This is a genomic window from Flavobacterium sp. KACC 22763, assembly GCF_028736155.1.
In the GTDB taxonomy this organism is placed as follows: domain Bacteria; phylum Bacteroidota; class Bacteroidia; order Flavobacteriales; family Flavobacteriaceae; genus Flavobacterium.
The window spans coordinates 3,864,667-3,887,683 of sequence record NZ_CP117879.1 but is presented as its reverse complement, the minus strand read 5'-3'; the positions used below and the strand labels follow the sequence as shown (position 1 = coordinate 3,887,683).

At 33.0% G+C, this 23,017-nt stretch carries 26 protein-coding genes and 1 tRNA gene; 18 read left to right on the top strand and 9 right to left on the bottom strand.

Annotated features, from left to right (window positions below; all coding sequences use genetic code 11):
- Window positions 1-208 precede the first annotated feature (208 nt).
- Window positions 209-463, top strand: coding sequence for an Fjoh_0651 family PID-CTERM protein (locus PQ463_RS16290; RefSeq protein WP_274254566.1), 255 nt, complete (start codon window positions 209-211; stop codon window positions 461-463).
- A 32-nt stretch (window positions 464-495) separates the two neighbouring features.
- On the opposite strand, the gene PQ463_RS16285 is transcribed toward PQ463_RS16290, so the two are convergent.
- The gene (locus tag PQ463_RS16285; RefSeq protein ID WP_274254565.1) at window positions 496-1,086 is read right to left on the bottom strand and encodes a riboflavin synthase; all 591 of its coding nucleotides are present in this window, start codon (window positions 1,084-1,086) and stop codon (window positions 496-498) included.
- Window positions 1,087-1,143: 57 nt separating this feature from the next.
- Between PQ463_RS16285 and pdxA the strand changes: the two genes are divergently transcribed.
- The 12 genes from pdxA to PQ463_RS16225 all read left to right on the top strand — a co-directional run bounded on the left by pdxA (window position 1,144) and on the right by PQ463_RS16225 (window position 9,601).
- Window positions 1,144-2,193: a 4-hydroxythreonine-4-phosphate dehydrogenase PdxA gene (pdxA, locus tag PQ463_RS16280; protein ID WP_274254564.1), complete on the top strand. Its 1,050-nt coding sequence runs from the start codon at window positions 1,144-1,146 to the stop codon at window positions 2,191-2,193.
- A gap of 105 nt (window positions 2,194-2,298) precedes the next feature.
- Window positions 2,299-2,841, top strand: a complete 543-nt coding sequence (locus PQ463_RS16275) for a YceD family protein (RefSeq protein ID WP_111425161.1) — start codon at window positions 2,299-2,301, stop codon at window positions 2,839-2,841.
- Window positions 2,842-2,850: 9 nt separating this feature from the next.
- Window positions 2,851-3,045, top strand: a complete 195-nt coding sequence (gene rpmF, locus PQ463_RS16270) for a 50S ribosomal protein L32 (protein WP_008465217.1) — start codon at window positions 2,851-2,853, stop codon at window positions 3,043-3,045.
- 175 nt (window positions 3,046-3,220) lie between these two features.
- Window positions 3,221-4,219: a beta-ketoacyl-ACP synthase III gene (locus PQ463_RS16265; protein WP_111377464.1), complete on the top strand. Its 999-nt coding sequence runs from the start codon at window positions 3,221-3,223 to the stop codon at window positions 4,217-4,219.
- A 23-nt stretch (window positions 4,220-4,242) separates the two neighbouring features.
- On the top strand, window positions 4,243-4,728 hold the full coding sequence (gene accB / locus PQ463_RS16260; RefSeq protein WP_111377463.1) for an acetyl-CoA carboxylase biotin carboxyl carrier protein: 486 nt from the start codon (window positions 4,243-4,245) through the stop codon (window positions 4,726-4,728).
- 85 nt (window positions 4,729-4,813) lie between these two features.
- Window positions 4,814-6,160 (top strand): acetyl-CoA carboxylase biotin carboxylase subunit, encoded by a 1,347-nt coding sequence (accC, locus tag PQ463_RS16255; RefSeq protein ID WP_274254562.1) that lies wholly within the window; start codon window positions 4,814-4,816, stop codon window positions 6,158-6,160.
- Between the two features lie 333 nt (window positions 6,161-6,493).
- The gene (locus tag PQ463_RS16250; protein WP_274254561.1) at window positions 6,494-6,790 is read left to right on the top strand and encodes a hypothetical protein; all 297 of its coding nucleotides are present in this window, start codon (window positions 6,494-6,496) and stop codon (window positions 6,788-6,790) included.
- 75 nt (window positions 6,791-6,865) lie between these two features.
- Window positions 6,866-7,162 carry a hypothetical protein gene (locus PQ463_RS16245; RefSeq protein WP_111365738.1) on the top strand — a complete coding sequence of 99 codons (297 nt, stop codon included), beginning with the start codon at window positions 6,866-6,868 and terminating at the stop codon, window positions 7,160-7,162.
- Window positions 7,163-7,188: 26 nt separating this feature from the next.
- A complete protein-coding gene (locus tag PQ463_RS16240; RefSeq protein WP_274254560.1) occupies window positions 7,189-7,479 on the top strand; it encodes a hypothetical protein in 291 nt (96 codons plus the stop codon).
- 17 nt (window positions 7,480-7,496) lie between these two features.
- Window positions 7,497-7,790, top strand: coding sequence for a PepSY-like domain-containing protein (locus tag PQ463_RS16235; RefSeq protein ID WP_274254559.1), 294 nt, complete (start codon window positions 7,497-7,499; stop codon window positions 7,788-7,790).
- A gap of 15 nt (window positions 7,791-7,805) precedes the next feature.
- Window positions 7,806-8,102 carry a PepSY-like domain-containing protein gene (locus tag PQ463_RS16230; protein WP_274254558.1) on the top strand — a complete coding sequence of 99 codons (297 nt, stop codon included), beginning with the start codon at window positions 7,806-7,808 and terminating at the stop codon, window positions 8,100-8,102.
- Window positions 8,103-8,239: 137 nt separating this feature from the next.
- Complete coding sequence (locus PQ463_RS16225) at window positions 8,240-9,601, top strand: sigma-54-dependent transcriptional regulator (protein ID WP_274254557.1); 1,362 nt, start codon at window positions 8,240-8,242, stop codon at window positions 9,599-9,601.
- Window positions 9,602-9,628: 27 nt separating this feature from the next.
- Here PQ463_RS16225 and PQ463_RS16220 read toward each other — a convergent pair whose 3' ends face one another.
- Together PQ463_RS16220 and PQ463_RS16215 are read right to left on the bottom strand one after the other, a co-directional pair.
- Window positions 9,629-12,070 carry a hybrid sensor histidine kinase/response regulator gene (locus PQ463_RS16220; protein ID WP_274254556.1) on the bottom strand — a complete coding sequence of 814 codons (2,442 nt, stop codon included), beginning with the start codon at window positions 12,068-12,070 and terminating at the stop codon, window positions 9,629-9,631.
- Between the two features lie 174 nt (window positions 12,071-12,244).
- Window positions 12,245-14,146 (bottom strand): S9 family peptidase, encoded by a 1,902-nt coding sequence (locus PQ463_RS16215; protein ID WP_274254555.1) that lies wholly within the window; start codon window positions 14,144-14,146, stop codon window positions 12,245-12,247.
- Window positions 14,147-14,373: 227 nt separating this feature from the next.
- Here PQ463_RS16215 and PQ463_RS16210 point away from each other — a divergent pair, with 227 nt between their 5' ends.
- The 3 genes from PQ463_RS16210 to PQ463_RS16200 are packed head-to-tail and all read left to right on the top strand — an operon-like array spanning window position 14,374 to window position 17,223.
- Window positions 14,374-15,486, top strand: a complete 1,113-nt coding sequence (locus PQ463_RS16210) for an NAD(P)/FAD-dependent oxidoreductase (protein ID WP_274254554.1) — start codon at window positions 14,374-14,376, stop codon at window positions 15,484-15,486.
- Window positions 15,486-16,277: a monofunctional biosynthetic peptidoglycan transglycosylase gene (gene mtgA / locus PQ463_RS16205; protein ID WP_274254553.1), complete on the top strand. Its 792-nt coding sequence runs from the start codon at window positions 15,486-15,488 to the stop codon at window positions 16,275-16,277. Before PQ463_RS16210 ends, mtgA begins: the two co-directional genes overlap by 1 nt.
- A complete protein-coding gene (locus tag PQ463_RS16200; protein WP_274254552.1) occupies window positions 16,252-17,223 on the top strand; it encodes a lipid A deacylase LpxR family protein in 972 nt (323 codons plus the stop codon). Before mtgA ends, PQ463_RS16200 begins: the two co-directional genes overlap by 26 nt.
- A 488-nt stretch (window positions 17,224-17,711) precedes the next feature.
- On the opposite strand, the gene PQ463_RS16195 is transcribed toward PQ463_RS16200, so the two are convergent.
- The 4 genes from PQ463_RS16195 to PQ463_RS16180 all read right to left on the bottom strand — a co-directional run bounded on the left by PQ463_RS16195 (window position 17,712) and on the right by PQ463_RS16180 (window position 21,088).
- Window positions 17,712-18,743 (bottom strand): oxidoreductase, encoded by a 1,032-nt coding sequence (locus tag PQ463_RS16195; RefSeq protein WP_274254551.1) that lies wholly within the window; start codon window positions 18,741-18,743, stop codon window positions 17,712-17,714.
- Between the two features lie 178 nt (window positions 18,744-18,921).
- Window positions 18,922-19,512 carry a hypothetical protein gene (locus PQ463_RS16190; RefSeq protein ID WP_274254550.1) on the bottom strand — a complete coding sequence of 197 codons (591 nt, stop codon included), beginning with the start codon at window positions 19,510-19,512 and terminating at the stop codon, window positions 18,922-18,924.
- Window positions 19,509-19,952 (bottom strand): hypothetical protein, encoded by a 444-nt coding sequence (locus PQ463_RS16185; RefSeq protein WP_274254549.1) that lies wholly within the window; start codon window positions 19,950-19,952, stop codon window positions 19,509-19,511. Before PQ463_RS16185 ends, PQ463_RS16190 begins: the two co-directional genes overlap by 4 nt.
- A gap of 167 nt (window positions 19,953-20,119) precedes the next feature.
- Window positions 20,120-21,088 carry a leucine-rich repeat domain-containing protein gene (locus tag PQ463_RS16180; RefSeq protein WP_274254548.1) on the bottom strand — a complete coding sequence of 323 codons (969 nt, stop codon included), beginning with the start codon at window positions 21,086-21,088 and terminating at the stop codon, window positions 20,120-20,122.
- Between the two features lie 98 nt (window positions 21,089-21,186).
- Here PQ463_RS16180 and PQ463_RS16175 point away from each other — a divergent pair, with 98 nt between their 5' ends.
- Window positions 21,187-21,363 (top strand): hypothetical protein, encoded by a 177-nt coding sequence (locus PQ463_RS16175; protein WP_274254547.1) that lies wholly within the window; start codon window positions 21,187-21,189, stop codon window positions 21,361-21,363.
- 73 nt (window positions 21,364-21,436) lie between these two features.
- Here the strand turns inward: PQ463_RS16175 and PQ463_RS16170 are convergent, their stop codons facing one another.
- Both PQ463_RS16170 and PQ463_RS16165 read right to left on the bottom strand, forming a co-directional pair.
- The gene (locus PQ463_RS16170; RefSeq protein ID WP_274254546.1) at window positions 21,437-21,835 is read right to left on the bottom strand and encodes a hypothetical protein; all 399 of its coding nucleotides are present in this window, start codon (window positions 21,833-21,835) and stop codon (window positions 21,437-21,439) included.
- Between the two features lie 128 nt (window positions 21,836-21,963).
- Window positions 21,964-22,037 (bottom strand) — tRNA-Ala (locus tag PQ463_RS16165).
- Window positions 22,038-22,141: 104 nt separating this feature from the next.
- On the opposite strand from PQ463_RS16165, the gene PQ463_RS16160 reads away from it, so the two are divergent.
- The gene (locus PQ463_RS16160) at window positions 22,142-22,906 is read left to right on the top strand and encodes an enoyl-CoA hydratase/isomerase family protein (RefSeq protein WP_274254545.1); all 765 of its coding nucleotides are present in this window, start codon (window positions 22,142-22,144) and stop codon (window positions 22,904-22,906) included.
- Window positions 22,907-23,017 lie beyond the last annotated feature (111 nt).

Here is a 23,017-nt window from a genome sequence, read left to right as displayed (position 1 = left end):
AGGGCGTTTTCTAAAAAGGATTAATGGAATTTGAAAATAAAAATGTTAATATTTGTTTTGTCTTTTTCAAATTAAAAGTTGCTTTTGAGCAAAAAACTTATACTTTTGTTCCAAGATTTTAGAGGTAGAATTTTAGTTGTAGGGAATTTCTATCGAAGAATATTTTGTAAATAATTATTAGACTTGCTGTTTGTAATAGCTTGAAATTATGAAAAATCTAAAAGCCCCATTTTTAGTAATTGCCTTATTGTTATTAAATGTTTCATTGGTTAAAGCGGAAGGTAAAGATATGCCTGTTCCTGGTGATGCCAATAAAACGAACGCACAAGCTAGTGCTCAAGCTTGTCCATCATGTCCAGAAGGTTTTCCTATAAATCAAAATATTGGTTTTCTTCTTGTCGCAGGCTTAGCTTTAGGTGCTGTGGCCATATATAAAAATAAAATAAAAAAAGCTTCAATTTAATATTGAAGCTTTTTTTATGGAAAATCTAGGTGTTATTTGTTTATCGAATAAAGTCGAGAAATATACTTTCCTACTACATCAAATTCAAGGTTGATTTTTGTTCCTACTTTGAAATCTTTAAAATTAGTGTGTTCGTAAGTATACGGAATAATTGAAACGCTAAATTCATTTGTCTTAGAATTAACAACCGTAAGACTAACTCCATTTACTGTTATTGAGCCTTTTTCGATTGTGATGTTGTTTTGGTTTTTATCGTATTCAAAAGTATAATTCCAGCTTCCGTTTGCTTCTTCAATTTTAATGCAAGTTCCAGTTTGGTCTACGTGACCTTGAACGATATGACCGTCTAAGCGGTCTCCAAGCTTCATCCCTCTTTCCAAATTAATTATATCGCCAGTTTTCCAATTGCCGATATTGGTTTTTAAAATTGTTTCGTCAATAGCTGTTACAGTATAAAGAGAATCTTTAATGGCTACAACCGTAAGGCATATTCCATTATGTGAAACGCTTTGATCTATTTTTAATTCGTGTGTTATGGATGAGTCAACTGTTATGTGAAGATTGTTTTGATCTTTTTTGATTTCGTGAATCTTGCCGAGTGTTTCTATAATTCCTGTGAACATTGTGGTTTTATTTTACTAAATTTGCACATCAAAATTAGTAATAAATAAACTGAGCTCATGAATAAAAAAGCAGAAAATATAATTGTTGGAATTTCAGTAGGAGATTTAAACGGTATTGGAAGCGAAGTTATACTGAAAACATTCGAAGATTCTCGTATGTTGGAATTGTGTACGCCGGTTATTTTTGCAAATGCTAAAATCCTTTCTTTCGTTAGAAAAAGCTTTACATCGACAATTCAATTTCACGGAGTTGATAAAATAGATCAAATTATTCCAGGGAAGGTAAATGTTTTGAATCTTTGGAGAGAGGGTGTTGATATCAATTTTGGAGTAAATGATCCTAAAATAGGAGAATATGCAATTAAATCTTTTGCAGCGGGAACAAAAGCGTTGAAAGATGGCGAAATAGATGTTCTAGTTACAGCTCCTATTAATAAATATAATATACAGTCTGAAGATTTTAAATTTCCTGGGCACACCGATTATTTGAATCAGGAATTAGAAGGAGATGCTTTGATGATGATGGTGCAGGATAATTTGCGAGTGGGTCTAATTACAGATCATGTGCCATTAAACGAAGTTGCTTCTCATTTGACAGAGGAACTGATTACTAAAAAAATAGAAACTATTAGAAAATCTTTAATTCAGGATTTTAGTATAGTGAAACCAAAAATTGCAGTTTTAGGATTAAATCCGCATGCTGGTGATGGTGGAGTGATTGGAAAAGAAGATGAATTGGTTTTAAAACCTGTTCTTAAAAAATTATTTGATTCTGGAACTATGGTTTTTGGGCCATTTCCTGCAGATGGTTTTTTTGGAAGCTCTCAATATGAAAAATATGATGCTATCGTGGCAATGTATCACGATCAAGGATTAATTCCGTTTAAGACGCTTTCTTTTGGAAAAGGAGTGAATTATACAGCAGGTCTAAATAAGGTTAGAACCTCTCCAGATCATGGCACAGCTTACGATATTGCAGGAAAAGATATGGCAGATTACAATTCATTTAAAGAAGCAGTCTATCTTGCGATCGATATTTTTCGCTCGCGTAATCAGTATGAGGAGATTAGCCAAAAACCTCTTAAAATAAAAGAAAAACAGTTATAAACAAAAAAAGGTGAATAAGATTATTAGATTTGTAATAATTTTATATCTTTGCACCCCAATTCAGATATCTAGTTTTAGAATTGAATTGATCAAATTGATGTTGAAATGAGCAAAACAAAAGAATTTTTAATTCCTTTCGTAGGATTAAAACTAGGAAAACACCATTTTGAGTATCAAATAAATAACACGTTCTTTAAGGACTTTGAGTACGATGAGTTTCAAAGTTCAGATATTAAAGTCAATTTGCTTTTCGATAAGAAGAGTAATATGTTAGAGTTAGAATTCAAACACAAAGGAACAGTAAATGTGCCTTGTGATCTGACGGGCGAGGATTTTGATTTACCTATAAAAGGGAAAATGAAACTGATTGTTCGCTTTGGAGAAGAATTTAATGATGATAATGAAGAGTTGTTGATTTTGCCACATGGTGAACATGAAATAGATATTGCACAATATATTTATGAAATGATCGCGCTTTCTGTTCCGCAGAAGAGAATTCATCCAGGTGTTAAAGACGGAAGTCTGCAAACAGAAGCTTTGACAAAACTGAATGAGTTAAGTGTAAAAGAACAAAAAGAAGAGAGTAACAAAGAAGAAGATATTGACCCGCGTTGGGAAAAATTAAAGAAACTATTAACGGATAAATAATATAGTAAAATGGCACATCCTAAGAGAAAAACCTCGAAAACAAGAAGAGATAAGAGAAGAACACATTACAAAGCTACTGTAGCTCAAATCGCTACATGTCCTATTACAGGTGAGGCGCATTTATACCACAGAGCTTACTGGCATGAAGGTAAAATGTACTACAGAGGGCAAGTTGTTATCGATAAATCTGAAGCGGTTGCTTAATACGTTTTTGTAAATTATACTAGAACTCTCACATAGTGAGAGTTTTTTTTGTTGGTTATAATTTTCGTTTTTTAGGAAAATATAGACAAATTCGTTACGTTTTTTTTTGTAATTTTCGGGTCTTTTAAAAATTTTTCAAATTAATCACAATTTGAAAAGAAAATAATAGAATATAATGAATACAATCACAGCCGCAATTACCGCTGTTGGAGCTTATGTTCCTGACTTCGTTCTTTCGAACCAAGTACTAGAAACAATGGTTGATACCAATGATGAGTGGATTACCGCTCGAACAGGAATTAAAGAAAGAAGAATTCTTAAAGACGCTGATAAAGGTACATCGTACCTTGCGATACAAGCTGCAAAGGATTTGATTGCAAAAGCAAATATTGATCCGCTAGAGATTGATATGATTATAATGGCAACTGCGACACCAGATATGATGGTGGCTTCTACAGGAGTATATGTTGCTACAGAAATTGGAGCAACAAACGCATTTTCATACGATTTGCAGGCTGCATGTTCAAGTTTCTTGTACGGAATGTCGACTGCTGCAGCGTATGTTCAGTCAGGACGTTATAAAAAAGTACTTTTAATTGGTGCCGATAAAATGTCATCAATTGTAGACTATACAGACAGAGCAACTTGTATTATTTTTGGAGATGGAGCTGGTGCAGTTCTTTTCGAACCAAATTATGAAGGTTTAGGATTGCAGGATGAGTATTTAAGAAGTGACGGTGTAGGGAGAGATTTTCTTAAAATCCCAGCAGGAGGTTCTTTAATTCCACCTTCAGAAGAAACTATAAAAAACAGACAGCACAATATTATGCAAGACGGTAAAACTGTTTTCAAATATGCTGTGACTAATATGGCAGATGCCAGCGAATTGATTTTGCAAAGAAATAATTTGACAAATCAAGATGTTGACTGGTTAGTGCCACACCAAGCTAATAAACGTATTATTGATGCTACTGCTGGAAGATTAGAATTAGACGAATCTAAAGTTCTAGTAAACATCGAAAGATACGGTAATACTACTTCTGGAACTTTGCCATTAGTATTGGCTGATTTTGAAAGTAAACTTAAAAAGGGAGATAACATTATCTTTGCCGCTTTTGGTGGTGGATTCACTTGGGGATCTATCTATTTAAAATGGGCTTACGATAAGAAATAAATTAAAACTAAAAACGAATCATTATGGATTTAAAAGAAATTCAAAACCTAATCAAATTTGTTGCAAATTCGGGCGTTGCAGAAGTGAAGTTAGAAATGGATGATGTAAAAATCACAATCAGAACAACTTTAGAAACTAATGTAACTGAAGCAACTTACGTACAGCAATTACCAGCTCAGGCGGCTTTACCTCAAGCTACAGCTCCACAGGTTACAGCTCCAACAGTTGTAAGTGTAACTCCAGAGGCGCCAGCTGCTAACGATTCTAAATATGTTACTATAAAATCTCCAATCATTGGAACATTCTATAGAAAACCATCTCCAGACAAACCTGTTTTCACAGAAGTAGGAAGCACTGTATCTAAAGGTGATGTTCTTTGCGTAATTGAAGCAATGAAATTATTCAACGAAATCGAATCTGAAGTTTCTGGTAAGATTGTAAAAATTCTAGTTGACGATATGTCTCCAGTAGAATTTGATCAACCTTTATTCTTAGTAGATCCATCATAATTTTTAAAAATTCCAATAGACAAGTCACAAAATCCAATGAGTTGGAATTTGGAGATTGGAATTTGTAATTTTTAATTTAAATAAGATGTTTAAAAAAATATTAATTGCGAATAGAGGAGAAATTGCACTTCGTGTAATTCGTACATGTAAGGAAATGGGAATCAAAACTGTTGCAGTTTACTCTACAGCCGATGCAGAAAGTTTGCATGTTAAATTTGCAGACGAAGCGGTTTGTATAGGCCCTCCTCCGAGTAACTTATCGTATTTGAAAATGTCAAATATTATTGCAGCTGCAGAAATTACAAATGCAGATGCAATTCATCCAGGTTATGGATTTCTTTCTGAGAATGCTAAATTCTCTAAAATCTGTCAAGAGCACGGAATTAAATTTATCGGTGCTGCTCCAGAAATGATCGACCGTATGGGAGATAAAGCTTCTGCAAAAGCTACAATGAAAGCGGCAGGAGTACCATGTGTACCAGGTTCGGACGGATTATTAGAATCTTACGAACATGCACAAAAAGTAGCTAAAGAAATTGGTTATCCAGTTATGATGAAAGCTACTGCTGGTGGTGGTGGAAAAGGTATGCGTGCCATCTGGAAAGAAGAAGAGCTTCAAAAAGCTTGGGAAAGCGCACGTCAAGAAGCTGCTGCAGCATTTGGAAATGACGGAATGTACATGGAGAAACTTATTGAAGAGCCACGTCATATCGAAATTCAAGTTGTTGGAGATTCTTATGGAAAAGCATGCCACCTTTCTGAAAGAGATTGTTCTGTTCAAAGACGTCACCAAAAACTTACTGAAGAAACACCTTCACCTTTCATGACAGATGAACTTCGTACAAGAATGGGAGAGGCTGCTGTAAAAGCTGCTGAATTCATTAAATATGAAGGAGCTGGAACTGTAGAATTTTTAGTGGATAAACACAGAAATTTCTACTTCATGGAAATGAATACTCGTATTCAAGTTGAGCACCCGATCACAGAACAAGTTATCGATTACGATTTGATCCGTGAGCAGATTATGGTTGCAGCTGGAATTCCAATTTCTGGTAAAAACTACCTTCCACAATTACACGCTATTGAAGTTCGTATTAATGCAGAAGATCCTTATAACGATTTTCGCCCTTCACCAGGAAAAATTACTACGCTTCATATGCCAGGAGGACACGGAGTTCGTTTAGATACTCACGTTTACTCAGGATATAGCATTCCGCCAAATTACGATTCTATGATTGCTAAGTTAATTACAACTGCGCAATCTCGTGAAGAAGCTATCAGCAAAATGCGAAGAGCTTTGGATGAATTTGTAATTGAAGGTGTGAAAACTACAATCCCTTTCCACAGACAATTAATGGATGATCCAAAATATATTGCAGGAGATTATACGACTGCATTTATGGATACATTTAAAATGAATAGTCCAGAATAATTATAAAGGCTTCCAGATTTGGAAGCCTTTTTCTTTTATAAGCCTTTATAAAATCCAATATTCAAATTCCAAATTCCAATATTGGAAACCTAAACTTTGGAATTTGGAATTTACAAAAATTGGAATTTCTTCCAAGGTTACACTATAAGTGTTTACTTATTACACACTTATTTTCTCTTTTACACACCTTTCACTGTATTTCTTTTTTTGGTATATTTGATATAAAGTCTTTAAAAACAGGATTTTATGGTCTTTGGCACAGCTCTTTTTCTTTACGGCATAATAATTTCATTACTTCAAGCGTAAACAACTATTAATTAAAATATATACGTTATGAAAAATTTATTTTTATCAGCCGCAATTGTTTTAGGAAGTTTAACTTCATTCGCTTCAACTACACAAGTAACAAATACTACTGTAAAAACGATTTCTATTGAAGACGAATACACAGAAATCAAATTAGAAGAATTACCAGCAGCGATTACTGATGCTTTGAAAAAAGCATATCCAGAAGCGGTAATTACTAAAGCATACAAAAACGAAAAAGCCCAGTATAAACTTGATGTAACTGTTGGTGACAAGGTGGGTAACCTTTTTGCAAATGCAGACGGAACTTGGATTAAACAATAATCTTAAACTAAGGTCTCGTGAAGATCCGGATCAAGAATACTAAGATCAAATTAACTATATTAAAAAACAACTATCATGAAAAATTTATTTTTATCAGCCGCAATCGTTTTGGGAGGTTTAACATCATTTGCTTCAACTTCGCCAATTTCAAATACAATCGTAAAAACAATCTCTATCCAAGATGATTATACAGAAATTAAATTGGAAGAGCTTCCAACAGCTGTAACAGACGCTTTGAAAAAAGCATATCCAGATGCGGTGCTTTCTAAAGCATTTAAAAATACAAAATCTGAATACAAGCTAGAAGTAACTGTTGGAGATAAAACAGGAAATCTTTTTGCTAACGCAGATGGAACTTGGATTAAAAAATAATGAAGTCTAACCCTTAAACTATAACTATGAAAAAGTTAATCTTATCGGCAGCAATTGTCTTAGGCAGTTTGTCGATGCATGCAGAAACCACTGCTGTAACTAGCCGAATGGTACAGACAGTTAATGATCAGGATGGATATAAAGAAGTAGACGGAGTTCCGGCAGCTGTAAAGAAAGGCTTAGATGAAGCTTATCCTGGTGTAGTGCTTGAAAAAGCATGGGTAAATGATAAAAAGGAGTATAAAATTGAGATAACCGTTCGAGGAGAAAAATCGATCGTTTATACAGATGCTTCTGGTAATATTCTTAAAAAATAATTTAAACCACAAATATTATGAAAAAGTTAGTTTTATCAGCAGCGATTGTTTTAGGAAGTCTTTCAGTAAATGCTGCAGTTCTTCCAGCAATCTCAATTACTCAATCAGTAATTTTTCAAGATGCATTTAAAGAGGTGGCTGCAGACCAAATACCGGCAGCTGTGAAGTCTACGGTTGAAAAATCGTTTCCAAACACTAAGCTAGAAAAAGCTTATAAAAACGATAAAAACGAGTATAAACTCGAAATTTCAAGTGGAGACAAGAAGTATACTATTTTTACAGATGCTTCTGGTAACATCATCAAGAAATAATTAAAAATCAGCATCATGAAAAAATTAATCTTATCAGCAATAGTTGTTTTAGGAACGATGTCAATCCATGCAAATGGTTTGCCTATTTCGCAAAACACTAATGCAGCTGTAACTATTCAAACAGAATATACAGAAGTTACGGCAGATGCTGTGCCTGCAGCTGTAAAAACAGCCTTGCAGACCGCTTATCCAGGAGCAAAACTGGACAAAGCATTTGTAAATGAAAAAAAAGAGTATAAACTCGAAATATCAGTTGGAGACCAAAAGGCTACTGTATACTCAGATGTCAATGGTAACTGGTTGAAGATATAAATTAGGTGAATTTAGATTTATGTTTTTGGTGAAAAAGAGATTGCGTCGTGCAATCTCTTTTTTTTTACATATTTTACATATTTTTATGAAATAACAAGTTTAATAATATTATTTTAGCAAAAAGTCCCTAAAAGCAGATGCCGAAGATATTAGTAATAGAAGATGATATTGCGTTTTGTAAATTATTAGAAAAATTTCTAATTAAAAAAGCGTACGATGTAACGATAGCTTTCTCCGCAGCAGAAGCGCGTGAAGCAGTTAAAAATGAATCTTTTGATTTGATTTTGACAGATCTTCGCTTGCCTGATTCTGATGGTATTGGACTTATGTCTGAATTTAAAAACTCGCATCCTCATATTCCTGTTATTTTAATGACGGGCTACTCTGATGTTAACACTGCAGTTAAAGCCATTAAAAACGGAGCGGCTGATTATATTTCTAAACCTTTTAATCCAGATGAAGTTCTTCTGGTTATTACCAATGCGTTGCAAGCTCCAAAAGCAGACGTAGAAGAACAGTTAGAAACTCCGGAAAAAAAGAAAAAAACAGTCAAAAAGCCAGTTGCGACAGAAAACGAATTTGTTAAAGGAATTTCTGTAGCTTCAAAAAAACTTTTAGATCATATTCAATTGGTAAGTCCAACGGATATGTCTGTTCTGATTATTGGCGAAAGCGGAACAGGAAAAGAGATCATAGCCAAAAGCATTCACCAGCAGAGCAGAAGAAAAGACAATAATTTTATTGCCGTAGATTGCGGTGCGATTCCGAAAGAATTGGCGGCGAGTGAATTTTTTGGGCATTTAAAAGGATCTTTTACTGGAGCAATCAGCGATAAAAAAGGATATTTTGAAGCCGCTAATGGTGGAACTTTATTTTTGGACGAAATTGGAAACCTTTCTTACGAGAATCAAATTCAATTGTTGAGAGCACTTCAGGAAAGAAAAATTAAACCTGTTGGAAGCAATAAAGAAATAAACGTCGATATACGCATTATTACAGCTACCAACGAAGATTTGCGCGAGGCAGTAAAAAACGGCGATTTTAGAGAAGATTTATACCATAGAATCAATGAGTTTTCGATTCAGTCACCATCTTTAAAAGATCGCGGAGAAGATTTAATGGTTTTTGCCGATTATTTCCTAGAAAAAGCCAATCAGCAATTAGATAAAGAGGTTATCGGATTTTCTCCAGAAGTAGTTTCTATTTTTCAGAATTACAACTGGCCAGGAAATTTACGAGAATTGCAAAATTGCGTAAAACGTGCCACTCTTTTAACTCGTGGTGAATTTATAGAAAGTGACGTGCTTCCGGCAGAATTCTTTCAGATTCAAAAACAGCAGCCTTCAGCAAATGAAGTTTTTTCATTATCTGAAAATGAAAAAGAAACCATTATTCAGGCGTTATCAAGAACACAGAATAATAAATCTGAAGCGGCAAAACTGCTTAAAATTACGAGAAAAACACTTTACAATAAATTGAAACAATACAACATTGAGTAAAAAAGTACTTTTCTAGAAAGCGGTATTTTAAATTTCTTGCTTCAATTCCTTAAAAAGAATTTTTATTTTTCCTTCTAAATCTGAAAATGTAGTTTTTAGATCAATTGTGTTTAAATCTTCTTTTTCCAGATCTTTTAAAAGTTCACCAATTTCGTTCGACTGAATTTGTTTGAACATGGGAGCAATACGATGTGCAATAGATTTTATTTCGTCGTGATTTTGCTCTTTAACAGCAGTTTTTAAAACCTCGATATTTTCTATAGTAGTGTCTATAAAAGATTTTAAAACTTCTTTCAAGGCAGATTCGTCTTGTCCTAAGAAATCTTTTAAAGTTTCTAAAGAATACAATTGAGAACTGCTTTTATTGACAGTTTCTGTAGATTCGGCTACCAGAACTTCTTCATGATCCAAAATATGCTGAATCGTTTCCAATAGAATTTTTGGAGAATAAGGTTTCTTTATAACTGTTGTAAAACCAGCATTCTTATAAACTGAAAGATCTAGATCTGTGCGGCCAGTAAGTGCAATTACAGGCTGATTTTTAAAGACCGTTTCTGGAAGTTCACGAAGTTTTTCTAAAAATTGAAAACCGTCAATTTCTGGCATTTGGATATCAGTAATGACAAAATCGAAAGGTGTACTTTTGATTGTTTCTAAAGCTTTCGCCGGATTTGTAAACGAAAATACCTGATGCTGTTCCTGTTTTAAAACACCACTTGTTAGATTCAAAAGATTGATGTCGTCATCAACAACAATAAAAGTTTGTTTTTTAGTGTTTTTTGATGGTTTGTCTTTGATTCCGTTTAAAGACATATTTCCTTGGCTACTATCAAATAATAGTGGCAGCTGAATAATAAAGGTGCTTCCTTTTCCAAAAATACTTTCTAAGCTTAAACTTCCGCCCAAAATAGAAATAATCTTTTGACAGATTGATAATCCCAAGCCGGTTCCGCCGTATTTCTTTTCGATGCCTTCATTTGCCTGTGCAAATTCTTCGAAAACCAATTTCTGATTCGCTTTTTCAATTCCAATTCCTGTATCTTGAATCGAAATGGTAAAAAATTGGTCGTCATTCGCGTAAGCGGCAATTCGAATATGACCTTCTTCGGTAAATTTATAAGCATTTCCGATAATGTTGGTTAGAATCTGTTTCAAGCGAAAAGGATCTCCAACAATACGTTGATGAAACTGTTCGTCTACATTTATAATGAGATCAATATCTTTTTGTTTGTAAACCGTTTGAATATTTCGGGCAACGTCTTCAATGATTTCGGGTAATGAAAATGGAACTTTTTCTATAGAAATTTTTCCGGCTTCGATCTGCGAAAAATCTAATAAATCCTGAACGAGTTGCGTAATATATTCAGATGAATTTTTAATGTTTTTAACGAAATACGATTGCTTGGTATTAACATCTGAATTGCCCAAAAGTTCAGAATAGCCAACAATGGTACTCAAAGGTGTTTTCAAATCGTGGCTTACGGTTGAAATTAATTGTTCTCGGCTTTTGAGCAGATTTTTGGTTTTGAAATTGGCAATTTCAAGCTGTTTCTTGTACAATTGAGATTTTGAATAATCGCTGACAATTAGAATCGAGAAAAAGACCGTCAGCAATAAACCAATAACAGCAGAAGCCGTCACAATTTCATTGACTCTTTTTAATGATTTTTCTTTTAATGAATTGTTTTTTATCGAATTGATAATGATTTCTCTTTCAATAATTCGAAGTATTTTTCTAAGCTGATCCGAAATCGCAATTTCATTTTGAAGCAGTTTGTTTTCTTCAAAATTCAAAGATTCTTTCTTTTTTTCAGCTTTTATTTTTACAGAACTCAGAAGCTTTTTAGAATTTGCCAAAATAGAATCTGAAGCTTTTTTGCTCAGCGTATTGGTGCTGTCATCAGGAATATTTGAATTTAAATAATCAACATAACGCTGCAAGACACTTCGCTGATAGCTTCCTAACTGATTTGGATTTTTGGTGAAATCCTGAAGTTCAAGTTTTCTAAGATTAAACTCCATTTTAGTGATTTCGTCAATCGCATTATTTACGGAAGTTTCGTCATCAGCTTTGTTTTTTATTTCTCTTAACTGCTTGATGTTTTCTGTCTTTTCAGCTAAGAAATAGGTAACACTATCCAAAAGTTTTTTTTGGTATTCTGTAGTAACAATCTGTTTTAAAGTGTCAATTCTTTTGCGAAGCGAATCGGTTTCAATTAAATAGTTTTTGAAATCTTTCTCCGAATTATTCTGAATTGTCTGTCTGGCTAAACTCTCAGTTTTATATACATTCGAATAAAGTCGACTGACTCTCAGAATTTTGATTTTTTCTAAAGCAATTTTATCTTCCAGTTTGTTGTAAACTACATTTTCAGAATACAGAAACCATCCAACTGTAACAACCAAAGCCAGTAATGCAACATAGCTGAATAAAACTTTGATTGCGGTGTAACTTCTTTTGGTCTCCATATTTTGCTGAAAGATTTGAGGGAATTGGGTATTATTAAAACATTGCAATTTATCTAAAAAAATCTGTTTTACGAAGAGTAAAACTGTCCAATATGTTACATAATTGTAAGGTCTACAAAGAAAAACAGCCGTAGATTATGTAAATCTACGGCTGTGAATATTGTTTTTTATTTGTTACAAAGTCTCATCTAACCATTTGAAGAATTCACCTTGCCAAACTTGAGCGTTCTGTGGTTTTAAAACCCAGTGATTTTCGTCTGGGAAATACACAAAACGACTTTTGATTCCTCTTAACTGAGCAGCTTGGAAAGCTTCTTGTCCTTGTCCGATTGGCACGCGGAAATCTTTTCCTCCTTGGAAAATCAAAATTGGCTTATTCCAGTTTTGAACCAAAGTTGCAGGATTAAAAGTTGTATATGCTTTTTGCGCTACCGCATTATCTTTTTCCCAATATGGTCCGCCAAAATCCCAGTTGTTAAAGAAAACTTCTTCAGTAGTTCCTAACATAGAAACGGTATTGAAAACACCATCATGAGCGATAAAAGTTTTGAAACGGTTCTTGTGAATTCCAGCTAAATAAAATACAGAATATCCTCCGTAACTAGCGCCAACGCATCCTAAACGGCTTTTGTCAACATAGCTTTCTTTTGCAACATCATCAATTGCAGAAAGGTAATCGTCCATAACTTGTCCACCCCAATCTTTACTGATTTGTTCATTCCATTCAACACCGTGTCCTGGCATTCCGCGACGGTTTGGCGCCACAACTACGTAACCTTTAGCAGCCATTAAAGAGAAATTCCAACGGAAAGAGTACGATTGTGTCAATGCACTTTGTGGTCCGCCTTGGCAGAATAATAAAGTTGGATATTTTTTAGAAGCATCAAAATTTGGAGGCAAGATTACCCAAACCAACATTTTTTTGCCATCAGTTGTAGTAACATAACGTTTTTCTGTTTTGCTTAAAGCTAAAGTTTTGTACGTTTCTGTATTGATGTTTGATAATTGTTTCCAAGTGTTTTTCTTCAAATTGAAAGAAAAAATTTCACCAGCATGATTCATGTCTGTTCTGGTAACGATAATATCATCTCCAGAAAAACCAACTAAATCATTCACATCAAAATCTCCGTTTGTCAATTGACGTACGTTGATTGCAATTTTAGTTAAACCAGGAAAATTAACCGAGAAAAGTTGTTTTGTTCCGTCAATAGGTGCTACAAAAAATACTGTTCTTCCGTCTTTACTCCAGATAAAATTATCTACAGTTCCGTCCCAGTTTGCTGTTAAGTTAGTTTTGATTCCTTTAAACTCAACAATAATATCATTTTTGTCCGACTCGTAACCGTCACGTTTCATTTGCAGCCAAGTTAAATTTCCTGTCGGAGAAAATTGTGGCGCTGTATCGTAACCTAAATTACCTTCGGTTTTATTAGTTGTTTTTTGAGTTTCTAAATTGTACTCATAAATATCTGTGTTGGTAGAAATAGCATAAGCAGTTCCTGCTTTTTTCTTGCAAACGTAAAAAATGCTTTTGCTGTCTGGCGACCAGATATAATCTTCGTCACCACCAAAAGGTTTTTGTGGAGAATCGAAAGTTTCACCTTTCAAGATGTCAATTCCTTTTGCGCCGTCTTTGTTTTCTTTATAAAAAACGTGATTAAATTTTCCTTCGTTCCAAGTATCCCAGTGACGATAATCTAAACCATCATAAATTTGAGCATCAGATTTTGTTAGACTTGGGTAGAAATCTTTACCTAAAACTTTATCAATTTTTACTTCTTCATTGTAAACGACAAATTTTCCGTCAGGCGAAATGTTTTTATCAGCCAAAATTTCTTTAATGTCTTTAATTTCGGTTGCAGTTCCTCCGTTTACAGGAATCGTGTAGATTTTAGAAGTCGATTTGTTATCGGCCACAGAAGGCGTTGAAACTTTAAAAACGACATTTTTCGCATCTTTAGAAATGCCAAGAGGTGTCACTCTTCCTAATTTCCATAACAATTCTGGGGACATTACATTCTGTCCGATAGCATTTAAACTCATCATTATTAAGGTTGTTAATACTAGTTTTTTCATAATTAAATATTCTATTTTTTGTGACGCTAAAAATACAACATTTAAAATCCAAGTTGTTAAATTCCAAATCCCAAATTTTGTTAAAGTTTATTACTGTCACCCTGAGCGAAGTCGAAGGGCGCATCGTTGAGAGGCTTCGACTTCGCTCAGCTTGACAAAGATTTTAAATGAACTTTAATTACTTATATGGTTCAAAAAAATCATTATTTTTATAAAAAACTCTGAAAATGGAACTAAGCTACTGGGAACTTAAAAATTGGTTTACGAATGTAGATTACACAATTGTGGGCAGCGGAATTGTTGGTCTTCATACTGCATTACGCTTACGCGAAAGATTTCCTGCGGCTAAAATTCTGGTTCTCGAACGTGGAATGTTGCCACAAGGTGCAAGTACCAAAAATGCTGGTTTTGCTTGTTTCGGAAGTCTGTCTGAAATTATGGATGACTTAAAAACGCATTCAGAAGAAGATGTTGTGGCACTCATCGAAAAACGCTGGAAAGGTTTACAATTACTTCGAAAAAGATTGGGAGATCAGGCAATCGATTTTAAACCGCATGGTGGATATGAATTGTTTTTAAAAGAAGACGAATTTGGATTTAATGAATGCATTTCTAAAATTCCATTTATTAATGAAGTTTTAAAACCGCTTTTTAAAGCCGATGTTTTTTCGAAAGAAGTAGACCGATTTGGATTTCAAAATATTCAGGACTATTTAATTTTTAATCCGTTTGAAGGACAAATCGATACTGGAAACATGATGCAGGAATTATTGAAGCAAGCTGTTTCGGCAGATATTTTAATCTTAAATCAGCAAACCGTAAAATCGTATGCCGACGCAGGAAATCATGTTGAAGTAGTTTTAAATGATTTTAGTTTTAAAACACAAAAACTACTTTTTGCAACAAACGGTTTTGCGAGCGAACTAACAAAAGGAGCTGTAAAACCTGCAAGAGCGCAAGTGCTTATTACAGAGCCAATTCACAATTTAGACATCAAAGGAACGTTTCATTTAGATCGTGGTTATTATTATTTTAGAAATATAAATGAACGTATTTTGTTAGGCGGAGGAAGAAATCTTGATTTTGAAGGAGAAACAACTACTGAATTTGGACAGACGAAAATTATTCAAAATAGATTGGAAGATTTACTGAAAAATGTAATTTTACCAAATCAGGATTTTCAGATTGCGCACCGATGGAGCGGTATCATGGGAATCGGAAATAGTAAGAATCCTGTCGTAACTCAGCTTTCCGAAAATGTGTTCTGCGGAGTGCGTTTAGGCGGAATGGGCGTAGCGATAGGAAGTTTAATAGGAACAGAATTAGCAGATTTAATATAATGGCAGCAACCAAAAAACCGGCACCAAAAACAACTACAAACAAACCAAAACCGAAGACTTCGTCTTCAAAAAAATCGAATCGTTCTTTTGGAGAAAAAATAAAATGGTTTTTTATCAAAGCGGCTTTATGGTTTTTTGGAATCTCAATCGGGTCGGTTATATTTTTTAAATATGTTCCTGTACCGTTTACGCCATTAATGCTTATTCGTGCCATCGAAAATAAAATGGCTGGAAAAGAAGTTTATTTTGACCACGATTGGGAACCGATTGATAAAATCTCAATGAATTTGCAAAAAGCTGTAATCGCAAGTGAAGACGGAACTTTCCTTACGCATAATGGTTTCGATTTTAAAGCACTTCAAAAAGCATATAAAAGTAATGAACGCGGACGCAGAATTCGTGGCGGAAGTACAATCTCGCAGCAAACAGCCAAAAATGTCTTTTTATGGCAAGGGAAAAGCTATTTCCGTAAAGGGCTTGAGGCGTATTTTACCGTTTTAATTGAAATTATCTGGGGTAAAGAGCGCATCATGGAAGTGTATCTGAACAGTATCGAAATGGGAGACGGAGTTTATGGTGCTTACGCGGCAACAGAACATTGGTATCGTAGAGATGCTTCGAGTTTAACGCCAATGCAGGCCGCTGGAATTGCTGCGATATTACCGAACCCTAGAAAATTTAAAGCTACAGGTTCTTCAAGTTATATTAACAGAAGAAAAGAACGAATTGTACGCGAGATGCGTTACGTTGGAAAAATCAATTATAATGGAAAAGAAGAAAAGAAAAAGTAAAAAACTGCTTTTTGCTTTTCTGATATTGACCGCAACGTTAACTTTTGGACAAGGAAAAACAACAGAAATTGGTTTTATATCAGATAATGATTTATACACATCGTCTAAGTACGATATGTATTATACCAATGGTTTGGAACTTTTTTGCAGGTTTTTATCAAAAAACGATAATCCAAAAATCAATAAAAAAATTACCGAATTTCGTATCGGGCAATATATTTACAACCCTCGATTTTTAAACAAAGAAGCCGTTATTGTAAATGATCGTCCTTTTACAGCTTATCTTTTTGCAGAAGTTGGTAAAAGTTTTTTTTACGAAAGTGAGTCAGTTCTAAAAACCGATTTTCAATTGGGTTTTATGGGACCAAATGCTTTGGGAGAAGAAACTCAGGTTGGTTTTCATAAAATTATAGGCTATAAAAAAGTTTACGGTTGGGAAAACCAGTTGCATAATGCTTTAGGTGTCCAGGCGCATGCTATTTACTCTAAAAAAATGTTTCCTTCAAAGCACAATGATTTTGTAGATCTTCATTGGCAGTCAGAAGGAAATCTTGGAACTATTTTTTCTGGAGTTTCAACAGGATTTATGGCAAGATTTGGATTTAAAAAACTCCTTCCAATTTACGATTCTAATATGTATAATGCTTCTGTAAGTGCACAAGCTCAACCAGACATTAGAGAATTTTATTTCTACGCGGCTCCAAGTGTCAATTATCAGTTTTACGATGCCACAATCGAAGGAAGCATGTTTAATGATACAAGTCCAGTTACTTTCGATTTAGAACCGCTTCGTTTCAATGCCGAAGCTGGTTTAAAATACCGACACAATAACTTCAACATATCGTATTCTTTCCTTTATCGAGGAAGAGAATTGAATGATCCTGGAATTGATACTAATTCGGGATATTTTTATGGGTCTATTAGAATGGGGTTTTTGCTTAAATAATAACCATATCTGGGAGTATGAGTCGATTTATATATAAAATATTATCCTTAATTTTTGCAATTTTTTTTATTTATTGTATGGTGCAATTTATTAGTACTAATGCCTTTCAAATTAGATATTTTAGAGGTTATACAGATATAAAACTTGTATCAATTAGAATACTTATTCTTTTAGTAAGTTTGCTTTTGGCATCAGTTTTTTTACTTATTGATAGGAATAAAAACAAATGATATTTTTAAAAGAAATTGCTTATTTTTTCTGATTGAATGAAAAGAATAATAAATGAAAATACTCATTGATACCAATATATTTCTTGACTTTTATCGTTCTAGCGGTACATCAATTCACATTTTTAGTACTCTGATTGAAAATATTGATCAATTTTGTAACAAAAAAGCCATTTCCGGAAAACAGAAACGGCTTTTTTGTTATAATAAATTGAAAGGCTTATTTTCTCTTCAAAATTTTTTAAATTTCGAAGATTGGTCTTAATGTCGATTGTCGCATTGAATATTAATTTCTTCATTTGATTTGTCGATTACCGAAATACTCGGACAGCCAAAAGAAACATATTCGAAACCAAAAACAACTTCGGGTTTATTTTTAAAAAGTTTTCCTGTCCATTGGTCAATAGAATTCTCTCCATTTTCATAATTTAAAGGAGAAGGAGATGTGCCTTCGCTTTGGCTGAAAAGTTTTTCGATTATAACATCTTTGGTTTTAGAATCAACGACCAAAAGGCGTCTGCCATAAATTGTTTTATTGCTGTCCAGGTAGTCTTGTAAAAAATACTCATAACTATCTGTTTTGTAAAAATACGTATTGCCTGTTACTGTGTTCTTTAGCAAAGCACGATCGTCATTTTTCATTGGTTTTGACGGATAATCCTTTTTTGCGATTTTTTTCCATGAAATTGGTTTCATACGTTCTTTTGAAAACGGATTTTCTTTGCCTACATAGACCAAAGCGTCTCTGTAATATTCACTGAAGCCGTTTAAATATTTTTTATTGATTTCGAACCCAATCATAAAATCATAATTATGATAAGGCCAATCTTCTTCCGAAGAATATCCGTTTAACATTGCAGCAGTTTTCAGATTTTTTACGGCAAAAGTAATCAGTTTGTTTTTTGCATAATCGTAAACAAATAATGAATCGGTTTCAGAGATATTGGTTTTAGACAAAAATCTTTTTCTATAGCTTTTATCGAATGTAAAATATTGCGCATCATATTTTCCTATTTTTTCTATGTTGGGCAAAACGAGCGTATCTTTTTCGTCGTTAACAGGATAAATGTCCGAAAGAGAAACAAAAGCAACATCACTGCTGTCTTTTGGAATAACATTAAATAGATAAATGCTTTCTTTCTTTGAAGCTTCTTCAGTTTGAAGAGTATCGGTTTTAGTTTCTGCGTGTTCTGTTACTTCAGGAAGTGTAGCTGTTGTGGTGTTTTCTTTTTTATTGCAGGCAGATAATAGGATTAAAAAAGTGGTTGATAAAAAGAACGATTTTGTTGTCATTATTTAAGTTTGATTTTGGGTTTCGTTATGTACGAAAGTACTTTAATTTGGTCGAATTTGAAAGTCAAAAGTTTAAGGAATTGATAACTTTTAAAAGCTGTTTTGTCTTTTTTCTTACAAAGTAAAAAGGTGTTTTTATACCATTTGGTATGAATAGAAGTTTAACAGAGATTATATTTTACAATTTTTTTATTGCGATAATATTTCCTGTCTTTTTATTGAAAGTAATGGTTTTGTTCGGTCCGCCGTAAAAGAGTGTCAACGTCAGTGTGCTATCAGTTTCACTTTTAAAAAGAATATCTTTTGCCGTCCTGATTTTGATATCCAAATTATCATCCATAAGCTGAGAATCAGTACATTTTATAATTCTTTTTTCAAATAATCCTTTCTTTTCAATTACTTCCAGCCATGGACGACCCATCGCGCTGTAGCCCACTATTTGCGCTCTGTATTTTTCATTCAAATCTTTGTTTTGGTACAAACCCAATGATGTACTTGAAAGCAATAAGGCGAAAAAAGGCATCATCATGGCCATAATGCTTATTGCAAATGTTATTGTTATTGCTGCCAAAAAAAGTTTTGCCATTAGGTTTTTCCAAAAGGTAATTATAATTACAAAATTACTTATCAGCCAAAGCCATGATAAAATTACATCACTATAATAACCGCGAAGACTAATTTCTTTAAAGTAATATAAAAGGCAGTCCAATACAAAAAGTATGCAGATAATGAAATAAACTCGCAATATTATTTTTTTATTTTGACTCATAATTTTCTTAAGATATAATGTAAAGCAACTAGCATAACAGTTGATAAAACTAGAATAGGGAAGAAGGAAAATGAAAGCGTGTACATAATTTCTTCATTTAGAAGATAAGTACTCCATGCAGATTCGCGATCAACAAAAATGCCATAATCCCATAAAAACCAAACAAAAATTAAGCAGATGAATTCAAGTCCGATTTGTAAATATTTGTTTTTTAGGAGTGTAAAGAGTAAAAAAACAATCGTCAGGAAAACGGTTGAGAATACTGACATTAAATAAGCATCATCAAAAAAAGAACAATCTAAACAGCCACTCGACATTCTTTCAGAAAAGCTTCCCATTGCCCAATAGATTTCTAAGAAAGTAAAAATGAAAAGTATAGTTGCAATTATAAGTGTTTTTTTTATGAATGATAATATTTTGTTTTTTAAGCTTTGATTCATTTTGAAACGTTTGATAAACTAATAAAAATATAGTGTTTTGAATTTTGTATCATACAAAAGTAGAAAACAGTTTTGAAGAAATATCTTTCAAATTATAGAATGCAACTTTTTTGTTCAGTTAGAGTTTATTTTTATTCAGTTTTTTTGAAACTAATATTTAGTATAGTTTAATTATTTGTTGCCATGAAAAATGTTGTCTTTAATGTTTCAAATTCATTATTCTTTTTTGTAGTATTAAAAAGTACAATTAACTTTTTTAGTTCAGTATTAAACTTTAAAAATTCAAATTGTTCAGGTAGTACTTCTTTTGATGTGCCACAAAAAAGATTTTCTAAGCTTTTTGCTTCAATTAAATTTGAATAATCTTTTAATTGTTTGCAATTTGAAATAGAAAAGTCAATAAGTCTTGTTAGAAATTTTAGAGAAGGAATTTGTGTTATTTGATTAAAGTCTGAAATATGAAGATATTTTAAATTTACTAGGTCTGATATAAAATTTAAATTTGGACATTTATAGTTTCTTATAAAATAAGCTTTTTCAAGATTTGGTAGATGTGATAATCCCGAAAAATTTATAATACGGTCAGTACCTCTTAGCCAAACAGTTTCTAAGTTAGAGTTATTGGATAAAAAATCCAAATTACTATTCTTAACAGAATCTAAAGATAGCTTTTTTAATTTTTTGAAGCACGATATTGTTTCAATGTCATCAATATGAGATGAGGCAAAATCTTCGATGTTTTTTAAACTTCTAAGAGGTTTTAAAGTTGCTTTTTTAGATTTAAATTCATTGTAAATCAAAATTTTTTTTAAATGAATCAAATTCGTCAAAGGACTCAAATCTTCTATATGCCATTCTTTAATTGTTATTTGTTGTAAATCGGGTAAATGTTCTAAAAATGATAGGTTCTTCCACTGACCCCAATTTCCATTACTTGTAAGGCTTAATTGTAGAGAAGAATTATATATTTTAATAATTTCATTAATCTTTTTCCAGATCTCGTATGTTTGCTGTACAGTAAATTGAATTGAGAGTTTGTTTTCTTTACTAAGTTCTCTTAGTTTAGAAAGTTCTGGAGGGCTTAGAGTTTTATCAACTAATATAAATATGCAGGTATCTGTGTTTTCTATTTTCATTTTTATCTAAATAAATTTTAAAACGAATATTAATACTTAACTCTTTGATAACATGATAGATATTTTTGATTGTTTACCTTTAATTAAAAATTTTAATTATGGATGTCAATTGGAACATAATAGCGATTGTAGCAATATTGGTAATTATTCTTGTTGTGCTAACAATCAGAAAAAATCAGCGAGAAAAAAAGAAATTGGAAAAAATGTTAAATAACGATTTTAAAAAAGCTGAAAAAAAGAGAGTTGATGCAGATGATGCTGCAAATGAGAAATAAAGAAATAACGAAAACCGTTTTTAACTATTAAGTAAAAACGGTTTTTTTATCATGTACTATTTTGAAATAAACTTTATTTTTTAGTGTAAGTTCCTTTAGAATTACCTGTTGATTCTATTTCTGTATCTGAAATTTTGGTAAACTTGAAATTCTTTTTAGAAGAAGCAGAGTCTTTAAATTGTAAATTGTAAGTTGTTTCAGTTGCTGATTCAACAATTTCTGGGTCTTCATCTTTAATTATATAGTAGGCAATTTCTCCTTTTGCCGAATAAGGATTACCGTTTGGGTCAATAATGAGATCATTTTTTGTGAATTGAATGGTTTTGCCTTTTGCATCACTCCATGTCCCTTGAATCCATGACGGTGGATTAACTCTACCATTTTTACTATTTCCATTTGAAGAATCTTGCTCATCAGATGTACATGAATACATAAAAACCATACATAATAAGACTAATAACTTTTTCATCATCTTTGTGTTTTTCTGCAAAAGTCAGATGGAAAATTTTGTTGTAATGCCTATATAAGTCTTAATAGTAATAGTTTAGGGTATTGTTAAAATTAAAAAACCGTATCACAAGTAAGTAATACGGTTTTTAGTGGAGAATACCGGATTCGAACCGGTCGCCTCTACGCTGCCAGCGTAGCGCTCTAGCCAAATGAGCTAATCCCCCAAAGTCTTAACAAATAAAGTCAATTAATTCTCAAAAAACAAATTTCCAGAAGTTTCGGATGAATTATTTTCAAAAGCGTAACTTTACCTTTAAATGTAATTTTTATGAGCCTAGAAAATACAAATGGAAGCTTAGAAACTTCTTTTCAAAATACGATTGCGACTGTGCAATTTGGTCATCCTGCAAGTAATTCTTTTCCACGTGAATTGTTAAATAGACTTACAGCTGAAATTAATTCTTTAAGTCGAAATGAAGATGTTTCGGTCATTATTTTAAAAAGCGAGGGAGAAAAAACGTTTTGTTCGGGAGCTTCTTTTGATGAACTTTTGAAAGTTGAAAATGAAGAACAAGGTGTAGAATTCTTTTCGGGTTTTGCACATTTGCTGAATGCCATGCGAAATTGCAATAAAATTATAATTGGACGTGTTCAAGGAAAAGCAGTTGGAGGCGGTGTCGGAATTATTTCGGCTTGCGATTATGTTTTTGCAACTTCTCGAAGTGATATAAAATTATCTGAATTAGCTATCGGAATTGGTCCTTTTGTCATTGAACCAGCGGTTTCCCGTAAAATAGGAAAAACAGCTATGACTGAAATGACTTTAGCTGCTCACGAATGGAAATCGGCAGATTGGGCTTTTGAAAAAGGGCTTTTTTCGGTTTTATGTGAAGCAGAAAATCTGGATGCTGAAGTTGAAAGTTTTGCTCAAAAACTAAGTTCTTATAATCCTGAAGCGCTTTACGAAATGAAAAAGATTATTTGGGAAGGAACAGAAATTTGGGAATCGCTCCTTTTTGAACGTGCAGCGATTACAGGCAAACTTGTTTTGTCTGATTTTACTAAAAATGCTTTGCTGCAGTTTAAAAAATAATTTAAGCGAGATCCTGCAAGGTTTTCAAAACCTTGTAGGTTTGATTGATAGAATAGAATATTTCGTAAATACCTACAAGGTTTTGAAAACCTTGCAGGATTAAAAACATTT